Source organism: Lentzea sp. NPDC054927 (genome assembly GCF_053610285.1).
In genome coordinates, this window is the sequence record NZ_JBSGXZ010000060.1 from 19,017 (window position 1) to 42,148 (window position 23,132).

Sequence of the window (23,132 nt, forward strand, 5' to 3'; positions counted from 1 at the left end):
TTCAGGTTGCGGACGCACCAGCTTAGTCAGGCACAAAGCGCACACGACTAGACCAGTGGTGTGAACGCACGCCACCCGATCGGGCACTGTCACTCTCCACCGAACGACTCATATGGTTGTCCCCCCCTTTCCATGTGGCGAGGAGCGATGATGTCCGTCCCGGTGGCACCCGGCAGGCTGCCATTTCTCGGGCACTCCCTGCCGATGCTGCGCAAAAAATTCGAGTTCACCGCGAATTTACGAGGTCAGGGCAATCTCGTCGAAGTTCGTCTCGGGCCGATGCGGACCTTTTTCGTCACCAGCCCCGAGTTGATGCACCAGGTGCTGGTAACCGATGCGCCGAAGTTCCACAAAGGCCGGATGTTCGACAAATTCCGGCCTTTCGTGGGCAACGGGCTCGCGCTGTCGAACGGAACCTTCCACCTGCGCCAGCGCCGGATGATGCAGCCGGCCTTCCACCGCGACCGGATCGCCGGCTACGCGAACACCATGGCCCGCGCGGCGCGCGACCTGGTGGAGAGCTGGCGGCCGGGCGAGGTGCGGCGCATCGAGGAGGACACGCAGGGCTTGGCGGTCACGATCGTCGGTGAGGCGTTGTTCTCCACCGAGATCGGCCAGCGCGCGATCGACGAGGCCCGCCGGTCCGTCTTCGTGATCATCAAGAACGGGATCGCGCGCGCACTCTCGCCGGGATTCGTCGAGAAGCTGCCCATCCCGGCCAACCGCGAGTTCGACGCGGCCATCGCCCGGATGCGCGCGATCGTGCACGAGGTCATCGAGAGCAGGCGGGACGACGACGCCGACCACGGTGACCTGTTGTCGACGCTGTTGCTGGCCAGGGACCCCGAGACCGGCGAACCGATGACCGGCGACCAGGTCTTCGACGAGGTCGTCACGCTGCTGACCGCGGGCATCGAGACCACCGCGCTGGCGCTGTCCTGGATCTTCCACGAGCTCGCCGCCAACCCCGACGTCGAGAAGCGGGTGCTGGCGGAGGTCGACGAGGTGCTGGCCGGGCGTCAGGTGACGATCGACGACGTGCCGAAGCTGACCTACCTCGGCCAGGTGGCGAACGAGGTCCTGCGGAAGTACCCGCTCTGGCTCCTCATGCGCCGCACCGCCGAGGAGGTCGAACTCGGCGGCGTCCTGCTGGCACCGGGCACCGAGGTCATCCTCAGCCCGCACGCGATGCACCACGACCCCGCGAACTTCCCCGACCCCGAGCGCTTCGACCCTGACCGCTGGACCCCCGAACGCGCGCGGCAGCTGCCGAAGGGCGCGTACGTCCCGTTCGGCGGCGGTATCCACCAGTGCATCGGAAACCACTTCGCACTGACCGAGATCGTCATCGTCGCGGCGACGGTCTGCTCTCACCACCGGCTGGTCCCCGACCGGCCCGTGCGCGTCAAGTTCACGAACGCGGCCTACCCCAACGACCTGATGATGACGGTCGTCCCCCGCTAGCTGGAGGTTGTACCCCGATGCGTTTCCGTCGGCTCTGTGCCGCCGTGCTGCTCGCTGCCTTCATACCGGTGCCCGCGCCGGCGAGCGCTGCCCAGGCCACCTGTGAGGACGTGAACACGCCGGTTCAGTTCGGGCTCATCAGGCAGGTGATGTACGGCAAGCTGTGCGTCCCGCAGGGAGCCAGGACCGTCCAGGTGCTCGTTCCCGGTGGCACGTACACCGGCGGGTACTGGGACATCCCGGTGGAGGGCGAGACCCGGTCGGTCACGCGCGCGATGAACAGCGCGGGCATCGCCACCATGGTGGTGGACCGGATCGGCACGGGCAGGAGCACCAAACCACTCAGCATCCTGGTCGACGTGCCGAACCAGGCCGAGGCGGTGCACCAGGTGATCCAGAACCTGCGCCCGCGGTTCGCCAGGGTGCTGATCGGCGGGCACTCGATCGGCTCTGCCATCGCGATGGCGGAGGCGGGCAGGTACCGGGACGTCGACGGCGTTCTGGTCACCGGCATGACGCACCAGTGGGACTACGTCAGGGCGGTGCCGGCCCTGACCAACCTGATCCCCGCCGTGATCGACCCGAAGCTGAGCCTGCGCGGCCTGGACGTCGGCTATCTGACGACGGCGCCGGGCACCCGGTACACCATGTTCCACGCGCCGGGCCCGAACATCTCCGCGGTGATCGACCTCGACGAGTCCACAAAGGACGTCGTGTCGGCAGGAGAGTTCGTCACCACCGCGCTGATGTCCAACCTCGTGCTACCCGCGAGCGCGGCCATCAACGTGCCGGTCATGACCGTGCAGACCTCGGCCGACTACTTCTGCGGCACCCCGCCGCTCGGCGCCGACTGCTCGTCTGCCGAGGCGCTGGTCAGGTCCGAGAAGCCGTTCTACCCCCTGGCGCCGCGCCTGGACGCCTTCGTGGTCAACGGTTATGGACACGTGTTCAACTTCGACGCCAAGAGCGCAAACGGCTACCACGCGTCAGTTACCGCGTGGCAGCGCAGCATCTAGTCGCGCAGGTTCTTCAGGAACTCTCCCGCATCCCGCGGTGAGCCGAAGTGGGCGCCGATCGCGAGGTCGGCGCCCGCTTCCGTCCACCACTCGGCTTCCTCGGCGGTCTCGACGCCGTCCACGCAGATTCGCACACCCAGCTCGTGCACGGCCGGGATCAGCGCGGTGGACCGGGGATCCTTGCGCCGCACCAGATCCTTGCGCACCAGCACGGACGCCACCGGCAGCTCCGAGAGCCAGGCCAGATCGCTCGGCCCTAGGCCGAAGTCGTCGAGCGCGATCTGGATGCCCATGTCCGCCAGCGTGCTCAGGTTCTCCGCCGCGCCGGCCACGCCCAGCACGCCGATCGGCATGCTCAGCGTCATCCGTTCGTGCGGCATCGCGGTCTCCTCGACCACCTTCGCGACGCGGGACACCAGGTCCGCGTCGGTGGCCTGGTGCCGGGTGAGCCGGACGCCGAACTGCTGGTCGAGTTCGCCGCGCTGACGCCACCACTGCGCCTGGCCGGCCGCGACCCTGATCAGCCACTCGCCCATCGGCAGGATCAGGCCGGTCGAGTCGGCGAGCGCGGCGCACCGGTCGGAGAGGTCCCAGTGCAGGACGGCCTCGACGCCCGCCAGCTCGCCGGTCGCGAGCACGCGAACGGGCTGGTAGGTCACGCCGATGTCGCCCTGTTCCCACGCTCCCGGCATCACCACGGCCAGCGCGGCGTCGCGCCGGTCCGCGGTGTCCTGGTTGCCGTGGAACAACTCCCACTGCCCGCGCTGGTCGTTCTTGGCCTGCCGCAACGCCAGGTCGGCCATCCGCAGCAGTTCTGTGGGCTCGACGTCGGGCGAGGGCCGGTGGACCACACCGGCGCTCACCGAGACCGCGAGCCCGTGTTCGTCCACGAAGACCGGTTCGGCCAGGTCGGCGTTGATGGTGGCCATCATCGTCGCGATGTTCGGTGTGGTGAAGGAGTTCTCCACGACGATGCCGAACTCGTCGCCGTCGAACCGCGCGACCATGGCGCGTTCACGGGACGTCAACGCCCGCAGTCTGCGTGCCACGTGCTGCAGCAACTTCTCGCCGACGCGACCGCCGAGGCTGTTGCACACCAGGCCGAACGCGTCGAGATCGAGGTGGAACACGGTCACGCCGAACTCGGGGTCGGCGCGGCGCAGCACGGTTTCCAGGTGTGTGGTGAAGAACTGCCGGTTGGGCAGCCCGGTCAGCACGTCGTGCAGCGACTGCCTGCGCAATTCTCCTTGCAACAAAGCAAGTTCCGTGTCGTCGTCGGCGACCACGAGCACATGGCTCGGCTTGTCGTCGCCGTCGCGCAGCAGTGACGCCGTCAGCGTGACCTTGGCCAGGTCGTCCTCGCCGCGCAGCAACTGCATCGGTTCCCGCTCGAACTCATCGCGCTCGGCGAGCACCTTCTCCATCATCTCGCGGAACACCACGACGGAGCTCGGCGCGATGAGCTCCATGAGCCGGACGCCCGGTTCCGGCGCGCGACCGATGATCTCGCCGATGGCGTCGTTGGCCCACACCACCTTCCCGTCGAGGCCAACGATCAGGATGCCGTTCGTCGACGAGATGGCGATGCCGGCGAACTTGGCCTCGCTCTGCCGCTGGTCCCACTTCGCGTCACGGGCGGCCTTCAGCAACGACCGCTGCATGCTCTCCTGCTGGTCCAGGATGGAACGCGCACGAGCGACGGTGAAGCCACACGTCAGCGCACCGATTCCACCGACGACGCGCACCGTGTGCTGATCGCTCGCGCGAAACTCCTCCAGTGCCAGCAAGCCTTTGCCCAGCACGTCGACAGTGCGCTTGAGCCCAGGCTCGTTCACGTAGCCGAGAGCGACGAGTCGCTCGCCCACCTCCTCGAACGGGGCAGGGTCGAACGGCTCGTTGTGCAGCGCCGCGCACAATGCGTCGAGCTGGCCGCCCAGTTCGGCGTCCAGCTCGTCTCTGCTCAACGCGACGACAACGACGCTGCTGAGCAGGTAGCTCCACTTGCGCGCCAAGGCTTCACGCGCGCGGACGGCGGCGGTGTCCGCAGGTGGAGCGGCATCGGGTCTTCGGCTTGGATTCGTCATTCCCGTTGCCCTGTATGGGGTAGAAGAGTGTCCGGGAGTTTACCTACCGGCAGTCGGTGCTCATTGCGCCAACAGTGTGATCCTCCGACACTACAGGGTGATTTCAGCCCTTACGACCCACCCCGGCGTACAAAAACATGTTCATGGACGCCTCGTCCGCGAAATCACCGGGACCGTCCGGCCGCCACTCCCCGCAGCCGACCAAACCCGGTTCCACCAGCTCGAACCCGTCGAACAGCGCGGCGACCTGCCCGTGCGTGCGCATGTGCATCTGGTCCGCGCTCTTGCTGCGATTGACCAGGTCAGCGGCCTTGTCGACGCTTTCGTCGATCTGGTCCTTGGCGACGTGCGTCATCACGATGAAGCTGCCGGCGGGCAAAGCGTCCCGATAGCGGGCGACGAGCTTCTCCGGGCTGTCCTCGTCCGGCACCCAATGCAGCATGAGCAGCATCAACAGGCCGACCGGCTCGTCGAATCGCAACAACCGCCGAACTTCCGGACTCGACAACACCGACTCCGGGTCGCGCATGTCGGCGTGCACAATTGCAGCATTTTCGTTGTCGGACAGCATCAATTCACTGTGCGCGACGGCGACCGGGTCCTTGTCGACGTAGACAATTCGCGCAGCAGGGTCGCGTTCCTGCGCCACCTCGTGCACGTTCGCGACGGTCGGGATGCCGGAACCGATGTCGAGGAACTGGCGAATGCCCTGGTCCATGAGGAAGTTCACCGCGCGGCCGAGGAACCGCCGGTTCAGCCGGGCGACGCTGGGCAGCCCTGGCACGAGCTTCTCGATCTGGGAACCGACCTGCCGGTCGGCGGCGAAGTTGTGGGCGCCGCCGAGGATGTAGTCGTAGACGCGGGCCATGCTCGGCACGCTGGTGTCGATGCCGAGCGGCACCCAGTCCTGGGTCTGAGCCACGGTGAACACCTCTTCGGTTCGTGGCGGTTCGGGGGGATGACGCACGAGCTTAGTCACCCGAGCGGCGGGTGCGCTGAACCATCAGAGTGACCCGGAACCACCCGTTCAGGCACTGTCGTCCTCCTCCAAACGGCTCCTAAGGTGGTCCGTCCCCATCCGGCCCAACTCCCAGGAGTCTGGATGCCCGTCCCGGTGGCTCCCCACCGCTGGCCGTTACTCGGGCACACCCCGGCGATGCTCACCCAGCGCGCCAAGTTCACCGACGCGCTGCACGAGCACGGTGATGTGGTGCGTCTCGACCTCGGTCCTCTGCACGCGTATTTCGTCTCAGATCCTTCGCTGACTTACGAAGTTCTGGTCACGCAGGGATCGAAGTTCCGCAAGGGCGCGATGTTCGACAAGTTCCAGCCGTACCTGGGCACCGGGTTGCTGCTGTCGAACGGCGAGTACCACCTGCGACAGCGCCGGATGATGCAGCCGGCCTTCCACCGGGAACGGATTGAAGCGTATGCCTCGACGATGGCTCGTGCTGCTTCTTCGCTGGCTGCGCGCTGGCAACCCGGCGAGATCCGCGTCGTCGAGGACGACATGCAGGAGCTCGCGGTCACCATCGTCGGCGAGGCGCTCTTCTCGACGGAGATCGGCAACCGCGCGGTCGAGGAGGTCCGCCGGTCCATCTTCACGGTCATCCAGCAGGGCATGATCCGCGCGCTGTCCCCCGCTTTCGTCGAAAAACTCCCGATTCCAGGCAACAAAGAATTCGACGCCGCCATCGCCAGGATGAAAGCCGTTGTGCTGCAAGTGATCGAGAGCTGGCGCGCCGACGGCACCGACCACGGCGACATGCTCTCGATGTTGTTACTGGCCCAGGAAGACGGCGTCGGCATGACCGACCAGCAGACCTACGACGAAGTGCTCACCCTGCTCACCGCGGGCATCGAGACCACCGCGATCGCACTGGCCTGGGCGCTCTACGAGGTGGGCAGCAACCCCGAGATCGAACGCCGCCTGCACGCCGAGATCGACTCGGTCGTCGGCGACCGCCCGGTGACGTTCGCCGACGTGGGCTCGTTGGTCTACACAGGACAGATAGTCCAGGAAACCCTGCGGCAGTATCCGATCTGGTTCGTGATGCGCCGAACCCTCACCGAAGTGCAGCTGGGCGAGGTCACCCTGCCCGCGGGCGCCGAGGTGATCGTCAGCCCGCACGCCCTGCACCACGACGAGCGCTACTTCCCAGAACCCCGCCGCTTCGACCCGGACCGCTGGACACCGTCCTTCACCGCCGGTCTCCCGCGCGGCGCGTTCATCCCGTTCGGCGGCGGCAACCGCCAGTGCCTCGGCAACACCTTCGCCCAGACCGAAATCATCGTCACCCTCGCGACCGTCGCTGCTCGCTGGCGACTGGTCCCCACCCGTCCGGCGCGCGTGAAGTTCACGTCCGCCCCGTACCCCAACGGCCTGCTGATGAAGGCAGTCCCCCGCAACTAGTTGGAGGTAGTACCCCCATGCGTTTCCGCCGGCTGTGCGCCGCGGCCCTACTAGCCACCACAACGCTGCTGGTCCCGCTCCCCGCTTCCGCGGCGGTCACCTGCCAGGAAGTCAGCTACCCCGTCAGGGTCGGCCTCACCCCGTTGGTGACCTCGCTGGAAACCATGGCCGGCAGGCTGTGCGCCCCTGACGGCGCCAAGACGGTGCAGGTCCTGATCCCCGGCGGCACCTACGACAGGTCCTACTGGGACGTGGGCTACGAGCCGTCGACCCACTCGTTCACCCGCTCCCAGAACAACGCGGGCTTCGCCACCCTGGCCCTGGACCGCCTGGGCACCGGCAAGAGCTCCAAACCCCTCAGCGTCCTGCTCACCGCCTCCACCCAGGCAAGCGCTGCGCACCAGGTCATCCAGACCCTGAAACCGCGCTTCACCAAGGTGATCGTCGCGGGCCACTCCATCGGCTCCGCGATGGCCCTGATCGAAGCCGGCACCTGGCACGACGTCGACGGCGTCCTGGTCACCGGCTTCACGCACAAGATGAACTACATCACCGTCGTCCCAGTACTGGCCAACATGGTCCCGGCAGGCCTCGACCTCGGCTACCTGACCACGATGCCTAACACCCGCTACAACTCGTTCCACAAACCAGGCCCGCTGATCTCCGGCGCCATCTCGTTCGACGAGTCCACGAAGGACGTCTTCGCGGCCACCGAAGCCGTGGACACCATCCTCCTGAACACCGTCATCAACCCGATCAGCCGCAACATCACCGTCCCAGTGCTGATCGTCGTGGGCGACGACACCCACTTCTGCAGCTCGGGCCTCCCGCTGATGGGCAGCGACTGCTCCTCCCCCGCCGCCCTGAAGGCCGACGAGGGCCAGTTCTACCCAGCGGTCCCCCGCCTGGACACCTACATCCTCAACGGCTACGGCCACTCCATCAACTACGCGCCGAACGCCTCGGACTACCACGCAGTTGTCTCCCAGTGGGCCAAGGGCATCTAGCTAGACTCGGGGGATGGACGAAGAGATCCACGAGCGCATCCGCGACTGCATCAAGGCCATCCCCCGCGGACGCGTCGCCACCTACGGCGACATCGCTGATCTCGCCAAGGCGCCGTCGCCACGGCTGGTCGGCCGCATCCTCAACGAGGACGGCCACGACCTGCCGTGGCAACGCGTGCTGAAGGCCGACGGCACCTGCGCGCCGCACATCCGCGAGACGCAGCTCCAACTCCTCCACGAGGAGGGCGTGCCGAACCTGGACGGCAAGGTGAACCTGCGCGAGTACCGCTGGGAGGACGCGCGCAAGGAAGAAGCCGAAGGCCTCTGGTAGCCGCCACCGCCAGCCCTGATGCCGCGCCGGGTACGCCCACGTGCCATGCCCCACTGGGTACACCGCATGGCGATGCGAAGCGAGCCGTACAGACCCGTGCCGCGCTGGGTAGCGGCCCCAAGTTGACCACCGCGCGACCACCTACGCAAGGTGACGTGACGCTCGGCAAGGTAACCGCCCCGCACGCTCGGTCCCCACCGAACCTCAATCCCTGTCAAACCACCCGGTGGAACAGTTCCATTGAGGCCGGATCCACTCCGCCCTCATGCTGATTGCAGCAACACCGCCCGAGCCTCGTAGTACTTGCGCAACAACACATCGACCACAAGAGGATGCGCCCCGATCGGTGCGGACACGACGTCCGCGCCACACTCGGCGAGCGACCCGTGGAATGTCCCTGGTGCCAGGAGCCACGAGGCAACGGCCACGCGGCGCCCCCGCAGCCCGGCAACGACGTCGGGCACGCGGGGCGTCGCGGTCGCCACGTAACCGACGGCTTCCGCGCCCAGCAACGAAGCCGCGCGCCGCACCGTGGCGAGTGCTCGCGCGTCCGACGATCCCGCCGCGGCGAGCACTACTGCATCGCCGCGGCGGACACCTGCTTCCCGCAACCGGTCTCGCACCGCGGGCACCGCACCCAGGCCCAAAGGCGAGGTCAGCACCACGTCGGGCCGCGAGCCGATCTGTTCGGGAATGTCGACTCGAACGTGGTATCCGGCAGCCAGGAACGCCGGCACCACCACACATGGTCCGTCCACAACGGACCGGACGTCCGGCTGCCGCACATCGGCATAGGCAACCTCGACGGGCACGTCCACCGAGTCCTGGACCAACGAAGCGATCTCGTCGCACACGAGAGCTCCGCGCGGATCCCGAGTGCCGTGAAACGCCAACACCAGTTTCATGCGGGCTCCATAGCTAGGCGGTAACCACGTTTGACGACCGTGCACACCATCTGCGGCGAACCCAGCGCGGTCCGCAGCCGCCCGATGGCCGTCTCGACGGCGTGTTCCTCACCACCGGAAGGCAAGGCCGCCAACAGGTCCTGCCGGGAGACGACTCGTCCGCGAGCCTCCACCAACGTCCGCAGCACGGCCATCGGTGCCGGCGCGACAGGCCGGAGCTCCCCGTCGATCACCACGGCCTGAGCCCGCATCTCCATGTCCCGGGACGCGATCCGCAACCGGGTGGCCCGAGAAGGCAGTTCCAGCGCCAGTTCCCGAGCCATCGACCCGATCCGGGCCCGAGCCGGCTGGACGACCGGGATCCCGGCGGCCACCAGCGGGCCAGCGGTGATCGCGCCGACGCCGACCACCAGGACGTTGCGCCGCAACGCCTCCACGAACTCGCCGTACCGCTCGCCCGCGGCGCGCAGGACCGACGTGGCGGCCGGGGCGCTGGTGAACGTCATGGCGTCCACCTGACCGGCCAGCACGGCGTCCAGCAGACGCTGCAACGGTCCGGTGTCCGCGGGCGGCATCCAGCGATAGACCGGAATCTCCACGACCTCGGCACCGGCGGCGCTCAGCGTGTTCACGAAGTCCGGCAGCGGCTCACCATGCAGCTGAATGGCGACCCGCTTGCCCGCAACGCCCATCCGCAACAGGTACTGCAGCAGCTCGGCGTTCGACTCAGACGACGGCGACCAAGTCTCGACGAGTCCGGCCGCCCGCACCGCACCCTTCGCCTTCGGTCCGCGCGGCAACACCACCGCACCCTCGAGAGCACGGTGCAGCCGGCTGGCCAGTCCCCACCCCTCAGCGGCCTCGAACCACCCGCGAAAGCCGATCGCCGTCGTGGCAACGACGACGTCGATCGGCATCGACACGAGTTGCTGCGTCGCCGCGTGCAGTTCGGCGTCGTCGGGCAGCGGGACGATCCTGATGGCGGGGCCGTGGATGACCGTGGCGCCCTTGCGTTCGAGCAGGGCACCGAACTCGTCGGCGCGACGGGCCGCCGTGACACCGATGGTGAAGCCCGCCAGCGGACCCGTCATGTCAGCTCCACCACGCCATCACGCACCCGAACCGGATGCACCGCAACCGAAACGGACGGCTCTTCCAGGCACTTGCCGGTGGCCAGCTCGAACGCCTGCTTGTACACCGGCGACACCACAACAGGAACGCCACCGCGATCGCCCACGATGCCGCGCGACAACACCGCGGCACCGCTGAACGGGTCGATGTTGTCCAACGCGTGCAAGGAACCGTCGGCGGTCAGGAACACCGCCACCTGAGAGCCGTCGGGCAGCAGCGCCGCCACACCCTGCTCGGGACGCAACACGTCGAAGTCACAGACCACCGTCACCTGACGACCTCCGGAATTCCGAGCTGGACAGGGACGCGCTGACCACGCTCAGCGCGGAACGAGATCGTCGGGTCGGGAACACCGGGCGCGTTCACGAAGCTGGTGAACCGCGCGAGCTTCTCCGGGTCCTCGAGCACTCCACGCCACTCGTCGGCGTAGTCGGACACGTGGGACACCATCGCGGCTTCCAGCTCGGCGCAGATGCCGAGCTTGTCCTCGACGACGACCTCACGCAGGTGGTCGAGCCCGCCGTCGAGCCCTTCCAGCCACACCGAGGTGCGCTGCAGCCGATCGGCCGTGCGGATGTAGAACATCAGGAACCGGTCGATGATCCGGATCAGCTCCTCGGTGTCCACATCGGACACCAGCAGGTCGGCGTGGCGAGGCGTGAAGCCGCCGTTGCCGCCCACGTAGAGGTTCCAGCCGTTCTCGGTCGCGATCACGCCGAAGTCCTTGCTGCGCGCCTCGGCACACTCGCGAGCACATCCCGAGACGGCCGACTTGAGCTTGTGCGGCGAGCGCAGGCCCCGGTAACGCAGCTCCAGCTCGATGGCCAGCCCAACCGAATCCTGCACGCCGTAACGGCACCACGTCGTGCCGACGCAGGACTTCACCGTCCGCAACGCCTTGCCGTATGCGTGACCGGACTCGAAGCCGGCATCGACCAGACGACGCCAGATCTCCGGCAGCTGGTCCACGGTCGCACCGAACATGTCGATCCGCTGACCACCGGTGATCTTCGTGTACAGCCCGAAGTCGCGCGCCACCTCACCGATGACGATCAGCTTCTCCGGCGTGATCTCACCGCCGGGGATCCGCGGCACGACCGAGTACGTACCGTTGCGCTGCAGGTTCGCCAGGAACTTGTCGTTGGTGTCCTGCAACGAGACCTGCGTCTCGCCCAGGATGTGCCCGTTGTTCAGCGAGGCCAGAATCGACGCCACGGCCGGTTTGCAGATGTCGCACCCGCGCCCGCTGCCGTGCTTCTCCACCAACGCGGAGAACGTGGTGATCCGAGTCGCGCGGACGATCTCGAACAGCTCCGCCCGCGAGTGCGTGAAGTGCTCGCACAACGCCTTGGACTGCTCGACACCGCAGTCGGTCAGCAGCTTCTTCAGCATCGGCACGCACGAACCACACCCCGTGCCCGCCTTGGTGCACGCCTTCAGCTCAGCCACATCGCAGGACACGCCGGACTGAATCGCGTCGGTGATCGTCTGCTTGGTCACCGCGTGACAGGAGCAGACCTGCGCATCCGCAGGCATCTCCACGTCCACGGCCCCGCCAGGCTGCAACAGCGCCGCCGGAACTTCCTTGCCCACCAACGGCCGCAGCGACGGGTAGGAGGAAGCGTCACCGACCAGCACACCACCGAGCAAGATGCGGGCGTCGTCCGACACCACGAGCTTGCTGTAGGTGCCCGCGACCGCGTTGTTCACGACGACTTCCAGCGCACCCTCGGTCTGCGCGTGCGCGTCACCGAACGACGCCACGTCGACACCGAGCAGCTTCAGCTTCGTCGACATGTCCGCACCGGGGAACACCTTGGTGCCACCGTTGAGCTGATCCGCGACGACCTCTGCCATCGCGTAACCGGGAGCCACGAGCCCGTACGCCACGCCTTCGACGGAAGCACACTCACCGATCGCGAACACGTGCGGATCCGAGGTCCGGCAGGCGGAATCGACCAGGTACCCGCCGCGAGGCCCGAGTTCCAGCCCCAGGTCCAGATCGGTGCGCGGCCGGATGCCCGCGCTGAACACCACGACGTCGAGGTCGAGCTCTACCCCGTTGGCCAGCTTGGCGATCAACCGCGACCCGTCGCGTTCGATCGAGGACGCCGAGGTGCCGGTGTGCACGGTCAGGTCGAGCTTCTCGACCAGCCGCTTCAACAGCCCGGCACCACCGTCGTCGACCTGGATCGGCATCAGCCGCGGTGCCAGCTCCACGACGTGCGGCGAGACTCCCATGCCGCGCAACGCGTTGGCCGCCTCCAGCCCGAGCAGGCCGCCGCCGAGCACCATGCCGGAGTGTCGGCCTGGCCGGTCAGCGGCCTGCACGGTCGCCCGGATGTCGTCCAGGTCGTCGAGCGTCCGGTAGACGTGACAGCCGGGCAGATCGCGACCGGGCACCGGTGGCACGAACGGCACCGAGCCCGTCGCCAGCACCAACGCGTCGTACGACACCTCGATGCCGGAAGCACCGACCACGACACGCCGTTCGCGGTCGACCGAGACGGCCTTCTCGCCCAGCCGGATCTCCGCGCCGGACAACGGTGCCAGCTCCAGGTCCGCGGAGCTCCAGGTGTCCACATAGGACGACAGCGCCACCCGGTCGTAGGCGGGGCGGGTCTCCTCGCCGAACACCACGATCCGCCAGGAGGATCCGTTCAGAGCATCGACGAGCCGGTGGCCGACCATTCCGTTGCCGATCACAACCAGGGTTCGCGTCATGTCCGCATCACTCCCTCCGCCCGGTATGCTCACCGCGCGGCGTGTCATCCCGAGGTCCGCGATATTTCGCGGGTGTTAAAGGAAACTCTCTTCGCAGGTAGCAGCGGTGTGCGTCACACGCCCGCGTAGGCGAGGCTCGGCCGCTGCACGAACACCTTGCGCCGCAGGTAGAACCACCACGTGGTGCCGAGGCAGAGCCCGTAGAAGACGAGAATCGCGGTCAGCGCCGGCGTCAGGGTCTTCGAGCCCTCCAGCGAGAACTTGAAGACGAGGTTCACCAGCACACCGCCGGCCGCGCCGATCGCACCCGCGATGCCGACCACCGCGGCGGCCTGTCGCTTGGCCGACTTGTCGTCGTCGGACTGGGTGCGGAAGATCGCCGGGATCATCCGGTACGTCGAGCCGTTGCCGACGCCCGCCAGCACGAACAGCAGGATGAACGAGCTGAAGAACAGCGGGAAGCTCTGCATGTCGACGCTGGTCATCACGCCGATCGTGCCGACGGCGAGCCCGAGGAACGTCGCGAGCGTCACCTTCGCCCCGCCGATCCGGTCCGCGAGCCACCCGCCGGCCGGACGCGCCACCGAGCCGATCAGCGCACCGAGGAACGCGAGCGCCACCCAGCCCTTGTAGTCGACGAAGCTGATCTTGATCAGCGACGGGAACGCGAACGAGTAGCCGATGAACGACCCGAATGTGCCGATGTAGAGGAACGACATCACCCAGGTGTGCTTGTTCGACAGCGCCAGCTTGTACGACTGACCGTCCGGCTTCGCCTGCGTGAGGCTGTCCATGAAGAACCACGCACAGGCCGTCGCGATGACGATGAACGGCATCCAGATCAGCGCCGCGTACGCGAGGTGGATCCCGGTGCCGATGGTGATGACGACCGGCACGATCAGCTGGGTGATCGCCACGCCGAGGTTGCCGCCGGCGGCGTTCATGCCGAGCGCCAGGCCCTTCTTGCCCTCCGGGTAGAAGAACGAGATGTTCGCCATCGACGACGAGAAGTTGCCGCCGCCCAGGCCCATCGCGGCCGACGTGAGCAGGAAGAACCAGTACGGGGTGCCCGGCGTGGAAACCGCGTAGACGAGCATCGCGCACGGGATCAGCAGCAGCCCGGCGCTGATGGTCGTCCACAGCCGCCCGCCGAACTTCGGCACCGCGAACGTGTAGGGCACCCGCAGGATCGCGCCGATCAGGTTCGGCACGATCAGCAGCCAGAACTGCTGGCCCACGCTGAAGTTGAAGCCGACGGAACTGAGGCTCACGACCACGATGCTCATGAGGACCCACACGCTGAAGCCGAGGTTCTCCGCGAAGATGGAGAACGCCAGGTTCTTCCGGGCGATTCGTTTGCCGGTGGATTCCCAGAACTCGGGCTTCTCCGGCTCCCAGTGGTCGATCCAGCTCATGAAGTCCTCCGTGGGGTCGGCGATTGCCGTAGAACGTAAGAACCGCGCATTACCAGGGAGTTCTGACCGATGACGGTGAAGGCAACTCCACCGCACATCACGCCGACGCCGGCTGTGAGGCGCCGAGCCAGTCGAGCAACCCGCACACAGCGTCCTTGCACCCACCACAGCCCGTAGTGGCCCGCGTCGCCTCGGCCAGCTGCGGAACGGTTTCCGCTCCCGCCCGCCAGGCCGACACGATCTGTCCCTTGGAAACGGTGTTGCACCGGCAGATCACCGCGCTGGACGGCAGGTCGGCCGGGCTCGCGGCCTCGGCCGGCAGCGCTCGTCCCAGCAGCAACGCCAACCGGTCCGTCGGAGCGGGGATGCCGCGGTCGTAGAGCTGGGTGATCGTGGCGGCGGCGTCCGGTGCGCCGATGACGATCGCGCCGGTCACCCTGTCGTCGCGCAGGACGAGCTTGGCGTACCGGCCGCGCGAGGGTTCCTGGAAACACAGGACTTCCGAGTCCGGGCAGTCGACAGCGGTGTGCACCTCGCCCAACGCGGCCAGGTCGACGTCACGGGCTTTCAACCGGGTGACAACGGAAGTACCGCGATACCGAGCGGCCGGATCGGCGCCGGTCAGCCGATCTGCCAGCACCGTGGCCTGGTCCCACGCCGGCTGCACCAGACCGGACACCGTGCCGGGGTGCTGCGCGCAGTCACCGATCGCGTGGATGCGCGGGTCGCTGGTGCGCAGCGCGTCGTCGATGAGAACGCCCCGGTCGACCTTCAGACCAGCCTTGACGGCCAGTGACGTCTCGGCGCGGACGCCGGCGGAGACCACGACGAGTTCGGCGGGGACGTGGGTGCCGTCGTCGAGGATCAGGCCGTCACCGGGGAGGTACTTGGCGGCGAACGAGTTGAGCCGGAACTCGATGCCCAGCTGGCCGAGGGTGCGGGCGAGCACACCACCGGCACCGGGGTCGAGCTGACGTTCCATCAGGTGTCCGACGGGGTGCACGACGGTGACCAGGCAACCGCGTCCGGCCAGGCCACGGGCGGCTTCGATGCCGAGGAGGCCGCCGCCCAGGACGGCCACGGGTGCGCCCTTGTGGGCCTTGGCCTCGATCTCGGCGCAGTCGTCGAGGGTGCGGAAGGCGACGACACCGGGGGCGAGCTTGCCGTCCTCGAGCAGGCCTTCGGCGGGCGGGACCCACGGGGTGCTGCCGGTGGCGAGGACCAGCGCGTCGTACGGGATCGGTTCTTCCTGGCCGCCGAGAACGACGCTCCGTCCGGCCCGGTCGATCTCCAGCACCTCCTGACCCAGCCGCAGGTCCACGCGGTGCTCGGCCGCCCACGTCGTGTCGTGCAGCCGCGTCGACTCCGGCGTCATCGCCCCCGCGACCACCGTCGAAAGCAGTACGCGGTTGTACGCGGCGTGCGGCTCGGCACCGATGACCGTGATGGAGATGTCCGGATCGCGACGTCGTAACTCGTCCGCCAGCCGCGCGCCCGCCATGCCGTATCCGACGATCACTACTCGCCTCATGCCCGCTCCAATCGCACCGCGCACACCTTGAATTCGGGCATCCGGCTCGTGGGATCGAGCGCGGGGTTGGTCAGCAGGTTCGCCCGGCCGTCACCGGGGAAGTGGAACGGCAGGAACACCACGTCGCCGCGCATGCTCGGCACGCACCGCACGACCGCCGTCACCGTTCCCCGCCTGGACACGACGTGTGCCGGCTCGCCGGAAGCGAGTCCCGCCCGCATGGCCGTGTCCGGGTGCATTTCCACGTACATCTCGGGAACTGCCTTCATGAGCTCGCCGATCCGCCGCGTCTGCGCGCCCGACTGGTAGTGCTGCAACACCCGTCCGGTGGTGGCCTGCAACGGGAACTCGTCGTCCGGCGGCTCGGCGGGACCGCGGTGGTCGACCGGGACGAACCGCGCCAGGCCGTCGGCGTGCGCGAACCGGTCGAGGAAGAGCCTTGGCGTGCCGGGGTGTTCGACGGACGGCACCGGCCAGTGCAGCTGCTCGGACTCCAGCCGCTCGTAGGTGATGCCGGAGTAGTCGGAGAGACCGCCCGCGGACGCCCTGCGCAGCTCTTCGAAAGCCTCCTGGGGCACCACGGGAAAGCCCCCGACGCCGAGCCGCGAGGCCAGGCCGTTGATCAGCTCCAGATCGCTGCGCACGCCGGCGGGTGGGTCGAGTGCCTTGCGGCGCCTGATGATCCGGCCCTCGAGGTTGGTCATCGTGCCGTCTTCCTCGGCCCACTGCGTCACCGGGAACACGACGTCGGCCATCGCCGCCGTCTCGGACATCACGAAGTCCGCGACCACCAACAGGTCCAGAGCCTTCAACCGATCGGCGACACCGGACGCGCGCGGCGCCGACACCACCGGGTTGCTGCCGAACACCAGCATCGCCTTGAGGTCGTCGGCGTTGAGCAGCTCGTACGCGCTGCGTCCCACTCCCGGCAACCAGTCGACGCCCCAGACGTCCATGATGTGCTTGCGCGCCACAGGATCGTCGAGCTTGCGGTACCCGGGCAGCTGATCGGCCTTCTGCCCGTGCTCACGACCGCCCTGACCGTTGCCCTGCCCCGTCAGGCAGCCGTAACCGGAGCCGGCGCGGCCCGGCAGACCCAACGCCAGAGACAGGTTGATCCACGCCGACACGTTGTCGGTGCCGGACGCGTGCTGTTCGGTACCGCGGCCGGTCAGCACATAAGACCGTCCGGCCAGCATGTTCACCGCAGCGCGTTGATCAGCGGCCGAGACCCCCGTGACGCGTTCGGTGCGCTCTGGCCACCACTGCGCGGCGATCCGCCAGGCCTCGTCGAAACCGGAGGTCCGGGAGGAGATGTACTCCTTGTCGATCGCGCCCTCGATCACGGCCGTGTGCAGCAAACCCAGTGCCAGCGCCAGATCCGTGCCCGGCGCGGGCTGCAGGTGCAACGTCGCGCGCTCGGCGGTCGGGGTGCGGCGCGGGTCGATGACGATCAACCGGGCACCTTCGAGGTGCCGGAGGAACGGCGGCATCGTCTCGGCCGGGTTCGAGCCCGCCAGCAACACGGTGTCGGCGCCACGGAGATCGGTGAGCGGGAACGGCAGACCCCGGTCCAGCCCGAACGCCTTGTTGCCCGCCGCGGCGGCCGACGACATGCAGAACCGGCCGTTGTAGTCGATCTGCGAGGTCTTCAGGGCGACGCGCGCGAACTTCCCGAGCAGGTACGCCTTCTCGTTGGTCAGCCCGCCGCCGCCGAACACGGCGACCTCGTCGGGCTCGTAGGACCGGACCTTCGCGACGACGTAGTCCATCGCCTCGTCCCACGAGACGGGCTCGCCGTGCAGAAGAGGCGTCGTCAACCTGCCTGGATGGCGCAGCAGGTCGCCAGCCGTCCAGCCCTTCTGGCACAGCCCACCGGGACCAGGGGCCACCTGGCCGTCGATGACGCTCATGGAGCACTGCAGCGCGCAGTAAGGGCAATGGGTCACGCTGCTGACGCTAAGAAGCCCGCGTTAACCCGGTGGTCCGCAATGTTTCGTCGGTGGAAAATGGCCCGCTCAGAGCAGTGCTGTCACCTGGTGAGCAGCACGTTCCAAACCCGCAAACGACTGTGACGTTGACAACGGGTGCAGCGCGTGCACGGCAAGACGGAACAACGTCGCGCGCAGCAGCACCTGCTCCCACTCGGCCAGGTGACTCCACCGGTGCAGCAGGCCGGAGTCCGCGCCACCCCACGCGACGGCGTCCACGGCGACCACGGCGGCAGCCCACTCGGACGGACGCCAGTACGCGGTGAAGTCGATGACGGCGGGCTGCGCGTCGCCCGCGAACAGCACGTTGCCGAACAGATCCCCGTGCACGACCTGCGGCTTGAGGTGGACCGGCTTCTGCACTTCCTTCAACAGGTCGAACAGCCTGCCGCCGAGGTCAGCGTCGAGCGGCACGTCCTCCTCGCCCCACGCCGCGCGGTCGGCGACGGCGAACACGTCGGTGCGCGTGTCGAGAAACCGGGGTTTGGGCAGTTCAGCCGTGGCCTGGTGCAGGCGCTGCGCGACGGCGATGACCTCGTCGTGGCGCGCCTCTGCCCGTCCGGCGAGGAACTTGGTGGCCGACCAGCCGCCGACGACGTACCTGCCGTCGGTGGATCTCAACGGTCTGCCGATGCGCAGGTTCGGCACGTCGAGACCGTCGAGGGTCTTGGCGATCCAGGTGGCTTCCGCCGGCTTGGGCGCGGGCCGGATCGTGGCATCGCCGCACCGCCACGCAGGACCACCGTCGATGAGCTCTGGCTCGGCGTCACGTGCCCCGAACGCCGCACGCACGTGCGCTGGGGGCGATTCGGGGGACCGGGTCACGGTCGGGCACGCTACCTGCTTAGACCGTCCGGGTGGTGGACCACGACACGCCGTGATTCAACCCACCACCCGGACGGCCCAGCTGTTGGAGCGTCTGCAAGTACCACCGACTAGGCCGTTGGTAGTACTTGCAGACGCCCTCAAGCCATCAGTAGGTCGGCAGCGACGGGTCGACCTCGCGGGCCCACGCCAGCACACCGCCGCCGACGTGCACGGCGTCCTTGAAGCCCGCCTTGTGCAGCGCCGCGAGCGCCTCCGCCGAGCGAGCACCGGACTTGCAGTGCAGCACCAGCGGCTTGTCCTGCGGCAGCTCAGAGAACGCCTCGCCGGACAGGATCTTGTCCTTCGGGATCAGCACCGATCCGGGGATCCGGACGATCTCGAACTCGTGCGGCTCGCGCACGTCCACCAGCAGGAAGTCCTCACCGGACTCTTGCTTGTGCTTGAGCTCGAGCGGCGTGATCGTGTTGCCCGCGGCCGCCTGCTGGGCGTCCGTGGACACGACACCGCAGAACGCCTCGTAGTCGATCAGCTCGGTGATCTTCGGCGACTCCGGGTCCTTGCGGATCTTGATGGTCCGGTAGCTCATCTCCAGCGCGTCGTAGACCATCAGGCGGCCCAGCAGCGGGTCGCCGATGCCCGTGAGCAGCTTGATCGCCTCGGTCACCATGATCGAGCCGATCGACGCGCACAGCACGCCCAGCACGCCACCCTCGGCGCACGACGGGACCATGCCGGGAGGCGGCGGCTCCGGGTAGAGGTCGCGGTAGTTCAGGCCTTGGCCGTCCGGTGCGTCCTCCCAGAAGACGCTGACCTGGCCTTCGAACCGGAAGATCGAACCCCAGACGTACGGCTTGCCCAGCAGCACCGCGGCGTCGTTCACCAGGTACCGCGTGGCGAAGTTGTCCGTGCCGTCGAGGATCAGGTCGTAGTCGCGGAAGATCTCCAGCGCGTTCTCGGAGTTGAGATGCGTCTGGTGCAGGATCACCTTGACGAACGGGTTGATCTCGGCGACCGAGTCGCGTGCGGACTCCGCCTTCGGGCGGCCGACGTCGGACTGGCCGTGAATGACCTGACGCTGCAGGTTCGACTCGTCCACGACGTCGAAGTCGACGACGCCGAGCGTGCCGACCCCGGCCGCGGCCAGGTACAGCAGTGCCGGGCTACCAAGGCCGCCCGCGCCGACGACGAGCACCTTCGCGTTCTTCAGCCGCTTCTGCCCGTCCACCCCGACGTCCGGGATGATCAGGTGCCGGCTGTAGCGCGCGACTTCTTCCTTGGTCAGCTCCGCGGCTGGCTCAACGAGCGGCGGAAGCGCCATGCTGGTCCTCCTCGACGAATGTCTCCGTGTCCGAGACAACGTCTACCCTGCCTCGACTCTTCCCCGTTGGAAAGCCGTCTCAGCCTGCGGGAAACGCGTTCGGCGTGCACACCTTGCCATCGGCCGGCACGACGTCCTGGCCCGCGTTGAGCTGCGACACGAAGTCGTTCGAGACCCCGAACGTCTGCTGCATCATCACGGGGGCCGGCGCGCCTGCCTCGGGACAGGCCGCGTGGCCGCTGCCCAGGGCGTGCCCGACCTCGTGGTTGATCACGTAGTTGCGATATCCGGCCAGGTCACGGCCGTAGACCATGGCTCCGCGCACCCAGCGGGCGACGTTGATGATCACGCGCTTGCTGTCCGGGTTCCAGCAGGAGGTCTCGAACGGGATCTCCTTGCCGCACAGCGTGTGCGTCGTCTTCGTACTGGTCAGCGTGACGATGAAGTCCGGCTTCTGGTCCGCCTCGACCCGCTGCAGCGCGACCGTCTTGGTGCCGATCCAGCTGCGCGGGTCCGACAGGAACCCGTCGACCGTGCGCCCGAACGCGGCCGCGTCGTCGTTGTAGTCGGCGGGCTTCACGCCGTCCTCGATGGCGATCGCGTACTTGCGGAACTTCTGCGCGTTCGCCTCGCCGACCCGGGGCCCGTTGCCGGGGACCGCCTTGAACGTGCCGACGCCGTCCTGCGAGAAGTCCGGACCTGGCGGCAGCTCGGCGGTGGGGATGTTCAGCACCGGCTTCTTGCCGGGCAACTCGGACGGGGGCGCCTCCGGCGTGCCGGCAGGCGTCTGGGCGGCGCCGGTCGTGTTGTCACCGGCCGCGGGCGCCTTCGGCTGGACGGTGTCGAGCACCACCAGCGCGGTCAGCACGAGCAGGACCGGGATCGCGTAGATGCGCCACCCGTAGTTGGAGACGAGCTTCTTCACCCCGCGCTTGCGGGGTCTCCTGGTCTGCGCGGTGCCGTCGGGTTCCCAGGCGGCCGCGAGCGGTTCGGCGCTGGTCCGGCGCGCGCCACGACGGTAGCGGTCAGCGGGCGGATCAGTTCGTCCTCGCTCGGGGGCGCGATTCACGTTCCCCAGGATCCCACATCCCCCGTATGGCCGTCGTTGCTCACCATGTGTGGCGATCGACCGCCTCCCACATGCCCAGCACAGCCCTGGCCACCGTGGCGGGCCGCTCCATCTGGGCCACGTGCCCGGTGCGCGGCAGCACCAGCAGTCGCCCCTTCTGCAGGAGCCTCACCGTCTTCGGCCCCTTCCGCACGCTGACCAGCCGGTCGTTCTCCCCCCACAACACCAGCGTCGGCGCCTTGACCAGCGGAAGGATGCGCCAGAGCGACTTCGGCCCCGGCGTGAGCCAGCTCTGCATCAACCCGAACGTGCTGCGGTTGAGCGCCAGCCCAGCCCACTTCTGCCGGGCGCGTTCCTCGTTCTCCTTGATCGACTCCTCGATCCGATGATCCGGCACCACGCTCGGGTCGGCGAAGCACAACCCCAGCATCTGCTTCGTGCGCTCGTGCGCCGTGAGCTTGGCGAGCTCGCGCCGCACCTTCGACCCGACGATCGGCAGCACGGCCAGCGCCATCCGCGGGTCCGACATCCGGTCCAGCCGCGGCCTCAGATCAGGCACCGCAGGCGATACCAGCGTGAGCGTCTTGACCAGATCCGGCCTGGTGGCGGCGGCGATGAGCGAGATCGCCCCACCCATCGAGTTCCCGAACAGGTGCACCGGCTGACCCAGCGTCTCGATGTACTTGATCACCGTGCGCGCATGCGTCGGCAGGCTGAAGTCGTACCCCGGGATCGGCTCCGACCGCCCGAACCCCGGCAGGTCCACCGAGTACCCGCTGACATGCCCCTGCAACTGGGCCGCGAGATCTGTCCAGTTCGTCGCGGACCCGCCAAGCCCGTGCACGTACACGGCCGGCGGCCCGTCGCCAGGCGTGACCCTGACGTGGACCTCATGGTCGTCGACCTGGTGAAACTCACCCGGCCATGGCGTCTGCGACTTGTCCAGCGGCGGCAGGGCGACCGTGGACAGCGGGGCGGGAATCAGCGTGCTCACCAGACCAGGATGCGGGAAAAGCAGCCCAGATGGTTCCCGGATGTGGGCTACCAGCGAGTAAGGTTGCGCTACGCCTCGGACAGGCAACCCCTCTCCGACGGCCGATCACTCGTGCTGGAGGCACCATGACGGAGACGGCGCAGAGCGCACCCGCAGGCAGGGGCGTTCGACTGCCGCGCACCGCCCGCCGCGCGCAACTGCTGGCAGCGGCGCAGGACGTGTTCGTCGCCAACGGCTACCACGCCGCGGCGATGGACGAGATCGCGGAGCGCGCAGGCGTGTCCAAGCCGGTGCTGTACCAACACTTCCCGGGCAAACTAGAGCTCTACATGGCCCTGCTCGAGTCCCATGTGGACGAACTGGTGGGCCGAGTCCGCACCGCGATCGCCTCCTCATCGGACAACAAACTCCGCGTGCGCGCCGCCGTGGCCGCCTTCTACGACTTCGTGGACGGCGAAGGCCAAGCCTTCCGCATGGTCTTCGAGTCCGACCTGCGCTCCGAACCTTCCGTCCAGGAAGCCGTAGAGCGCGCCACCACGGACTCCGTGGACGCCATCACCGACACCATCACCGCCGACGCGGGCCTGGACCCAGAACGCGCCCGCCTCCTGGCCGTAGGCCTGGTCGGCCTGTCCCAGGTAACGGCCCGCTCCTGGCTGGCAGACAACCGCCGCGTGCCAAAGGAAGACGCCGTAGCGCTGATCTCGAACCTGGCCTGGCGAGGCATCGGCGGCGGCTTCCCACTCCAGCACTGACAGGCCGATGGCGGAGCCGAGGCGCTAGAGGCGACGGCGAAGCCGAGCTGCTTGAAACGCAAGGTTCCGGTGGGTGGTCCCGTCACGAGTCGTGCCCAGCACTTGCTGCAACCAGGCAGGGGTGTCAACTCGACACGCTTTTCGTCGAGTTGACAC

Annotated in this window: 19 protein-coding genes; 6 read left to right on the forward strand and 13 right to left on the reverse strand. The window is 67.9% G+C overall.

Going from position 1 to position 23,132, the window contains the following annotated elements; translation table 11 throughout:
- Positions 1-150 precede the first annotated feature (150 nt).
- Both ACWGE0_RS42280 and ACWGE0_RS42285 read left to right on the forward strand, forming a co-directional pair.
- On the forward strand, positions 151-1,464 hold the full coding sequence (locus ACWGE0_RS42280; RefSeq protein WP_452266512.1) for a cytochrome P450: 1,314 nt from the start codon (positions 151-153) through the stop codon (positions 1,462-1,464).
- 17 nt (positions 1,465-1,481) lie between these two features.
- A complete protein-coding gene (locus tag ACWGE0_RS42285; protein ID WP_452266513.1) occupies positions 1,482-2,480 on the forward strand; it encodes an alpha/beta hydrolase in 999 nt (332 codons plus the stop codon).
- Here ACWGE0_RS42285 and ACWGE0_RS42290 read toward each other — a convergent pair.
- Both ACWGE0_RS42290 and ACWGE0_RS42295 read right to left on the reverse strand, forming a co-directional pair.
- Complete coding sequence (locus ACWGE0_RS42290) at positions 2,477-4,564, reverse strand: putative bifunctional diguanylate cyclase/phosphodiesterase (RefSeq protein ID WP_452266514.1); 2,088 nt, start codon at positions 4,562-4,564, stop codon at positions 2,477-2,479. The two genes, ACWGE0_RS42285 and ACWGE0_RS42290, sit on opposite strands and share 4 nt — an antisense overlap.
- 103 nt (positions 4,565-4,667) lie before the next feature.
- Entirely contained in the window at positions 4,668-5,486 is an 819-nt protein-coding gene (locus ACWGE0_RS42295) for an SAM-dependent methyltransferase (protein WP_452266515.1), read from the reverse strand.
- Between the two features lie 180 nt (positions 5,487-5,666).
- Here ACWGE0_RS42295 and ACWGE0_RS42300 point away from each other — a divergent pair, with 180 nt between their 5' ends.
- The 3 genes from ACWGE0_RS42300 to ACWGE0_RS42310 are packed head-to-tail and all read left to right on the forward strand — an operon-like array spanning position 5,667 to position 8,315.
- Positions 5,667-6,977: a cytochrome P450 gene (locus tag ACWGE0_RS42300; RefSeq protein ID WP_452266516.1), complete on the forward strand. Its 1,311-nt coding sequence runs from the start codon at positions 5,667-5,669 to the stop codon at positions 6,975-6,977.
- 17 nt (positions 6,978-6,994) lie between these two features.
- Positions 6,995-7,984: an alpha/beta hydrolase gene (locus tag ACWGE0_RS42305; protein ID WP_452266517.1), complete on the forward strand. Its 990-nt coding sequence runs from the start codon at positions 6,995-6,997 to the stop codon at positions 7,982-7,984.
- A 13-nt stretch (positions 7,985-7,997) separates the two neighbouring features.
- A complete protein-coding gene (locus tag ACWGE0_RS42310; protein WP_452266518.1) occupies positions 7,998-8,315 on the forward strand; it encodes an MGMT family protein in 318 nt (105 codons plus the stop codon).
- A 263-nt stretch (positions 8,316-8,578) separates the two neighbouring features.
- Here ACWGE0_RS42310 and ACWGE0_RS42315 read toward each other — a convergent pair whose 3' ends face one another.
- The 11 genes from ACWGE0_RS42315 to ACWGE0_RS42365 all read right to left on the reverse strand — a co-directional run bounded on the left by ACWGE0_RS42315 (position 8,579) and on the right by ACWGE0_RS42365 (position 22,221).
- Entirely contained in the window at positions 8,579-9,220 is a 642-nt protein-coding gene (locus tag ACWGE0_RS42315) for a sirohydrochlorin chelatase (RefSeq protein ID WP_452266519.1), read from the reverse strand.
- Entirely contained in the window at positions 9,217-10,311 is a 1,095-nt protein-coding gene (locus ACWGE0_RS42320) for a uroporphyrinogen-III synthase (protein ID WP_452266520.1), read from the reverse strand. Before ACWGE0_RS42320 ends, ACWGE0_RS42315 begins: the two co-directional genes overlap by 4 nt.
- The gene (nirD, locus tag ACWGE0_RS42325) at positions 10,308-10,622 is read right to left on the reverse strand and encodes a nitrite reductase small subunit NirD (protein ID WP_319971278.1); all 315 of its coding nucleotides are present in this window, start codon (positions 10,620-10,622) and stop codon (positions 10,308-10,310) included. The genes ACWGE0_RS42320 and nirD overlap by 4 nt, the downstream gene beginning before the upstream one ends.
- On the reverse strand, positions 10,619-13,075 hold the full coding sequence (gene nirB, locus ACWGE0_RS42330) for a nitrite reductase large subunit NirB (protein WP_452266521.1): 2,457 nt from the start codon (positions 13,073-13,075) through the stop codon (positions 10,619-10,621). The genes nirD and nirB overlap by 4 nt, the downstream gene beginning before the upstream one ends.
- A 113-nt stretch (positions 13,076-13,188) precedes the next feature.
- Positions 13,189-14,490: an MFS transporter gene (locus ACWGE0_RS42335; RefSeq protein WP_452266522.1), complete on the reverse strand. Its 1,302-nt coding sequence runs from the start codon at positions 14,488-14,490 to the stop codon at positions 13,189-13,191.
- Positions 14,491-14,587: 97 nt separating this feature from the next.
- Positions 14,588-16,021, reverse strand: a complete 1,434-nt coding sequence (locus ACWGE0_RS42340) for an FAD-dependent oxidoreductase (protein ID WP_452266523.1) — start codon at positions 16,019-16,021, stop codon at positions 14,588-14,590.
- The gene (locus tag ACWGE0_RS42345) at positions 16,018-17,934 is read right to left on the reverse strand and encodes a molybdopterin oxidoreductase family protein (protein WP_452266528.1); all 1,917 of its coding nucleotides are present in this window, start codon (positions 17,932-17,934) and stop codon (positions 16,018-16,020) included. Before ACWGE0_RS42345 ends, ACWGE0_RS42340 begins: the two co-directional genes overlap by 4 nt.
- A 105-nt stretch (positions 17,935-18,039) precedes the next feature.
- Positions 18,040-18,837, reverse strand: a complete 798-nt coding sequence (locus ACWGE0_RS42350; RefSeq protein ID WP_452266524.1) for a TIGR02569 family protein — start codon at positions 18,835-18,837, stop codon at positions 18,040-18,042.
- A gap of 148 nt (positions 18,838-18,985) precedes the next feature.
- Positions 18,986-20,158, reverse strand: a complete 1,173-nt coding sequence (moeZ, locus tag ACWGE0_RS42355) for an adenylyltransferase/sulfurtransferase MoeZ (RefSeq protein WP_093602300.1) — start codon at positions 20,156-20,158, stop codon at positions 18,986-18,988.
- A 79-nt stretch (positions 20,159-20,237) separates the two neighbouring features.
- Positions 20,238-21,227, reverse strand: coding sequence for a DUF3152 domain-containing protein (locus ACWGE0_RS42360; protein WP_452266525.1), 990 nt, complete (start codon positions 21,225-21,227; stop codon positions 20,238-20,240).
- A 40-nt stretch (positions 21,228-21,267) separates the two neighbouring features.
- Positions 21,268-22,221, reverse strand: a complete 954-nt coding sequence (locus ACWGE0_RS42365; RefSeq protein ID WP_452266526.1) for an alpha/beta fold hydrolase — start codon at positions 22,219-22,221, stop codon at positions 21,268-21,270.
- A 125-nt stretch (positions 22,222-22,346) separates the two neighbouring features.
- On the opposite strand from ACWGE0_RS42365, the gene ACWGE0_RS42370 reads away from it, so the two are divergent.
- Positions 22,347-22,976, forward strand: coding sequence for a TetR/AcrR family transcriptional regulator (locus ACWGE0_RS42370; RefSeq protein WP_452266527.1), 630 nt, complete (start codon positions 22,347-22,349; stop codon positions 22,974-22,976).
- Positions 22,977-23,132: the final 156 nt, after the last annotated feature.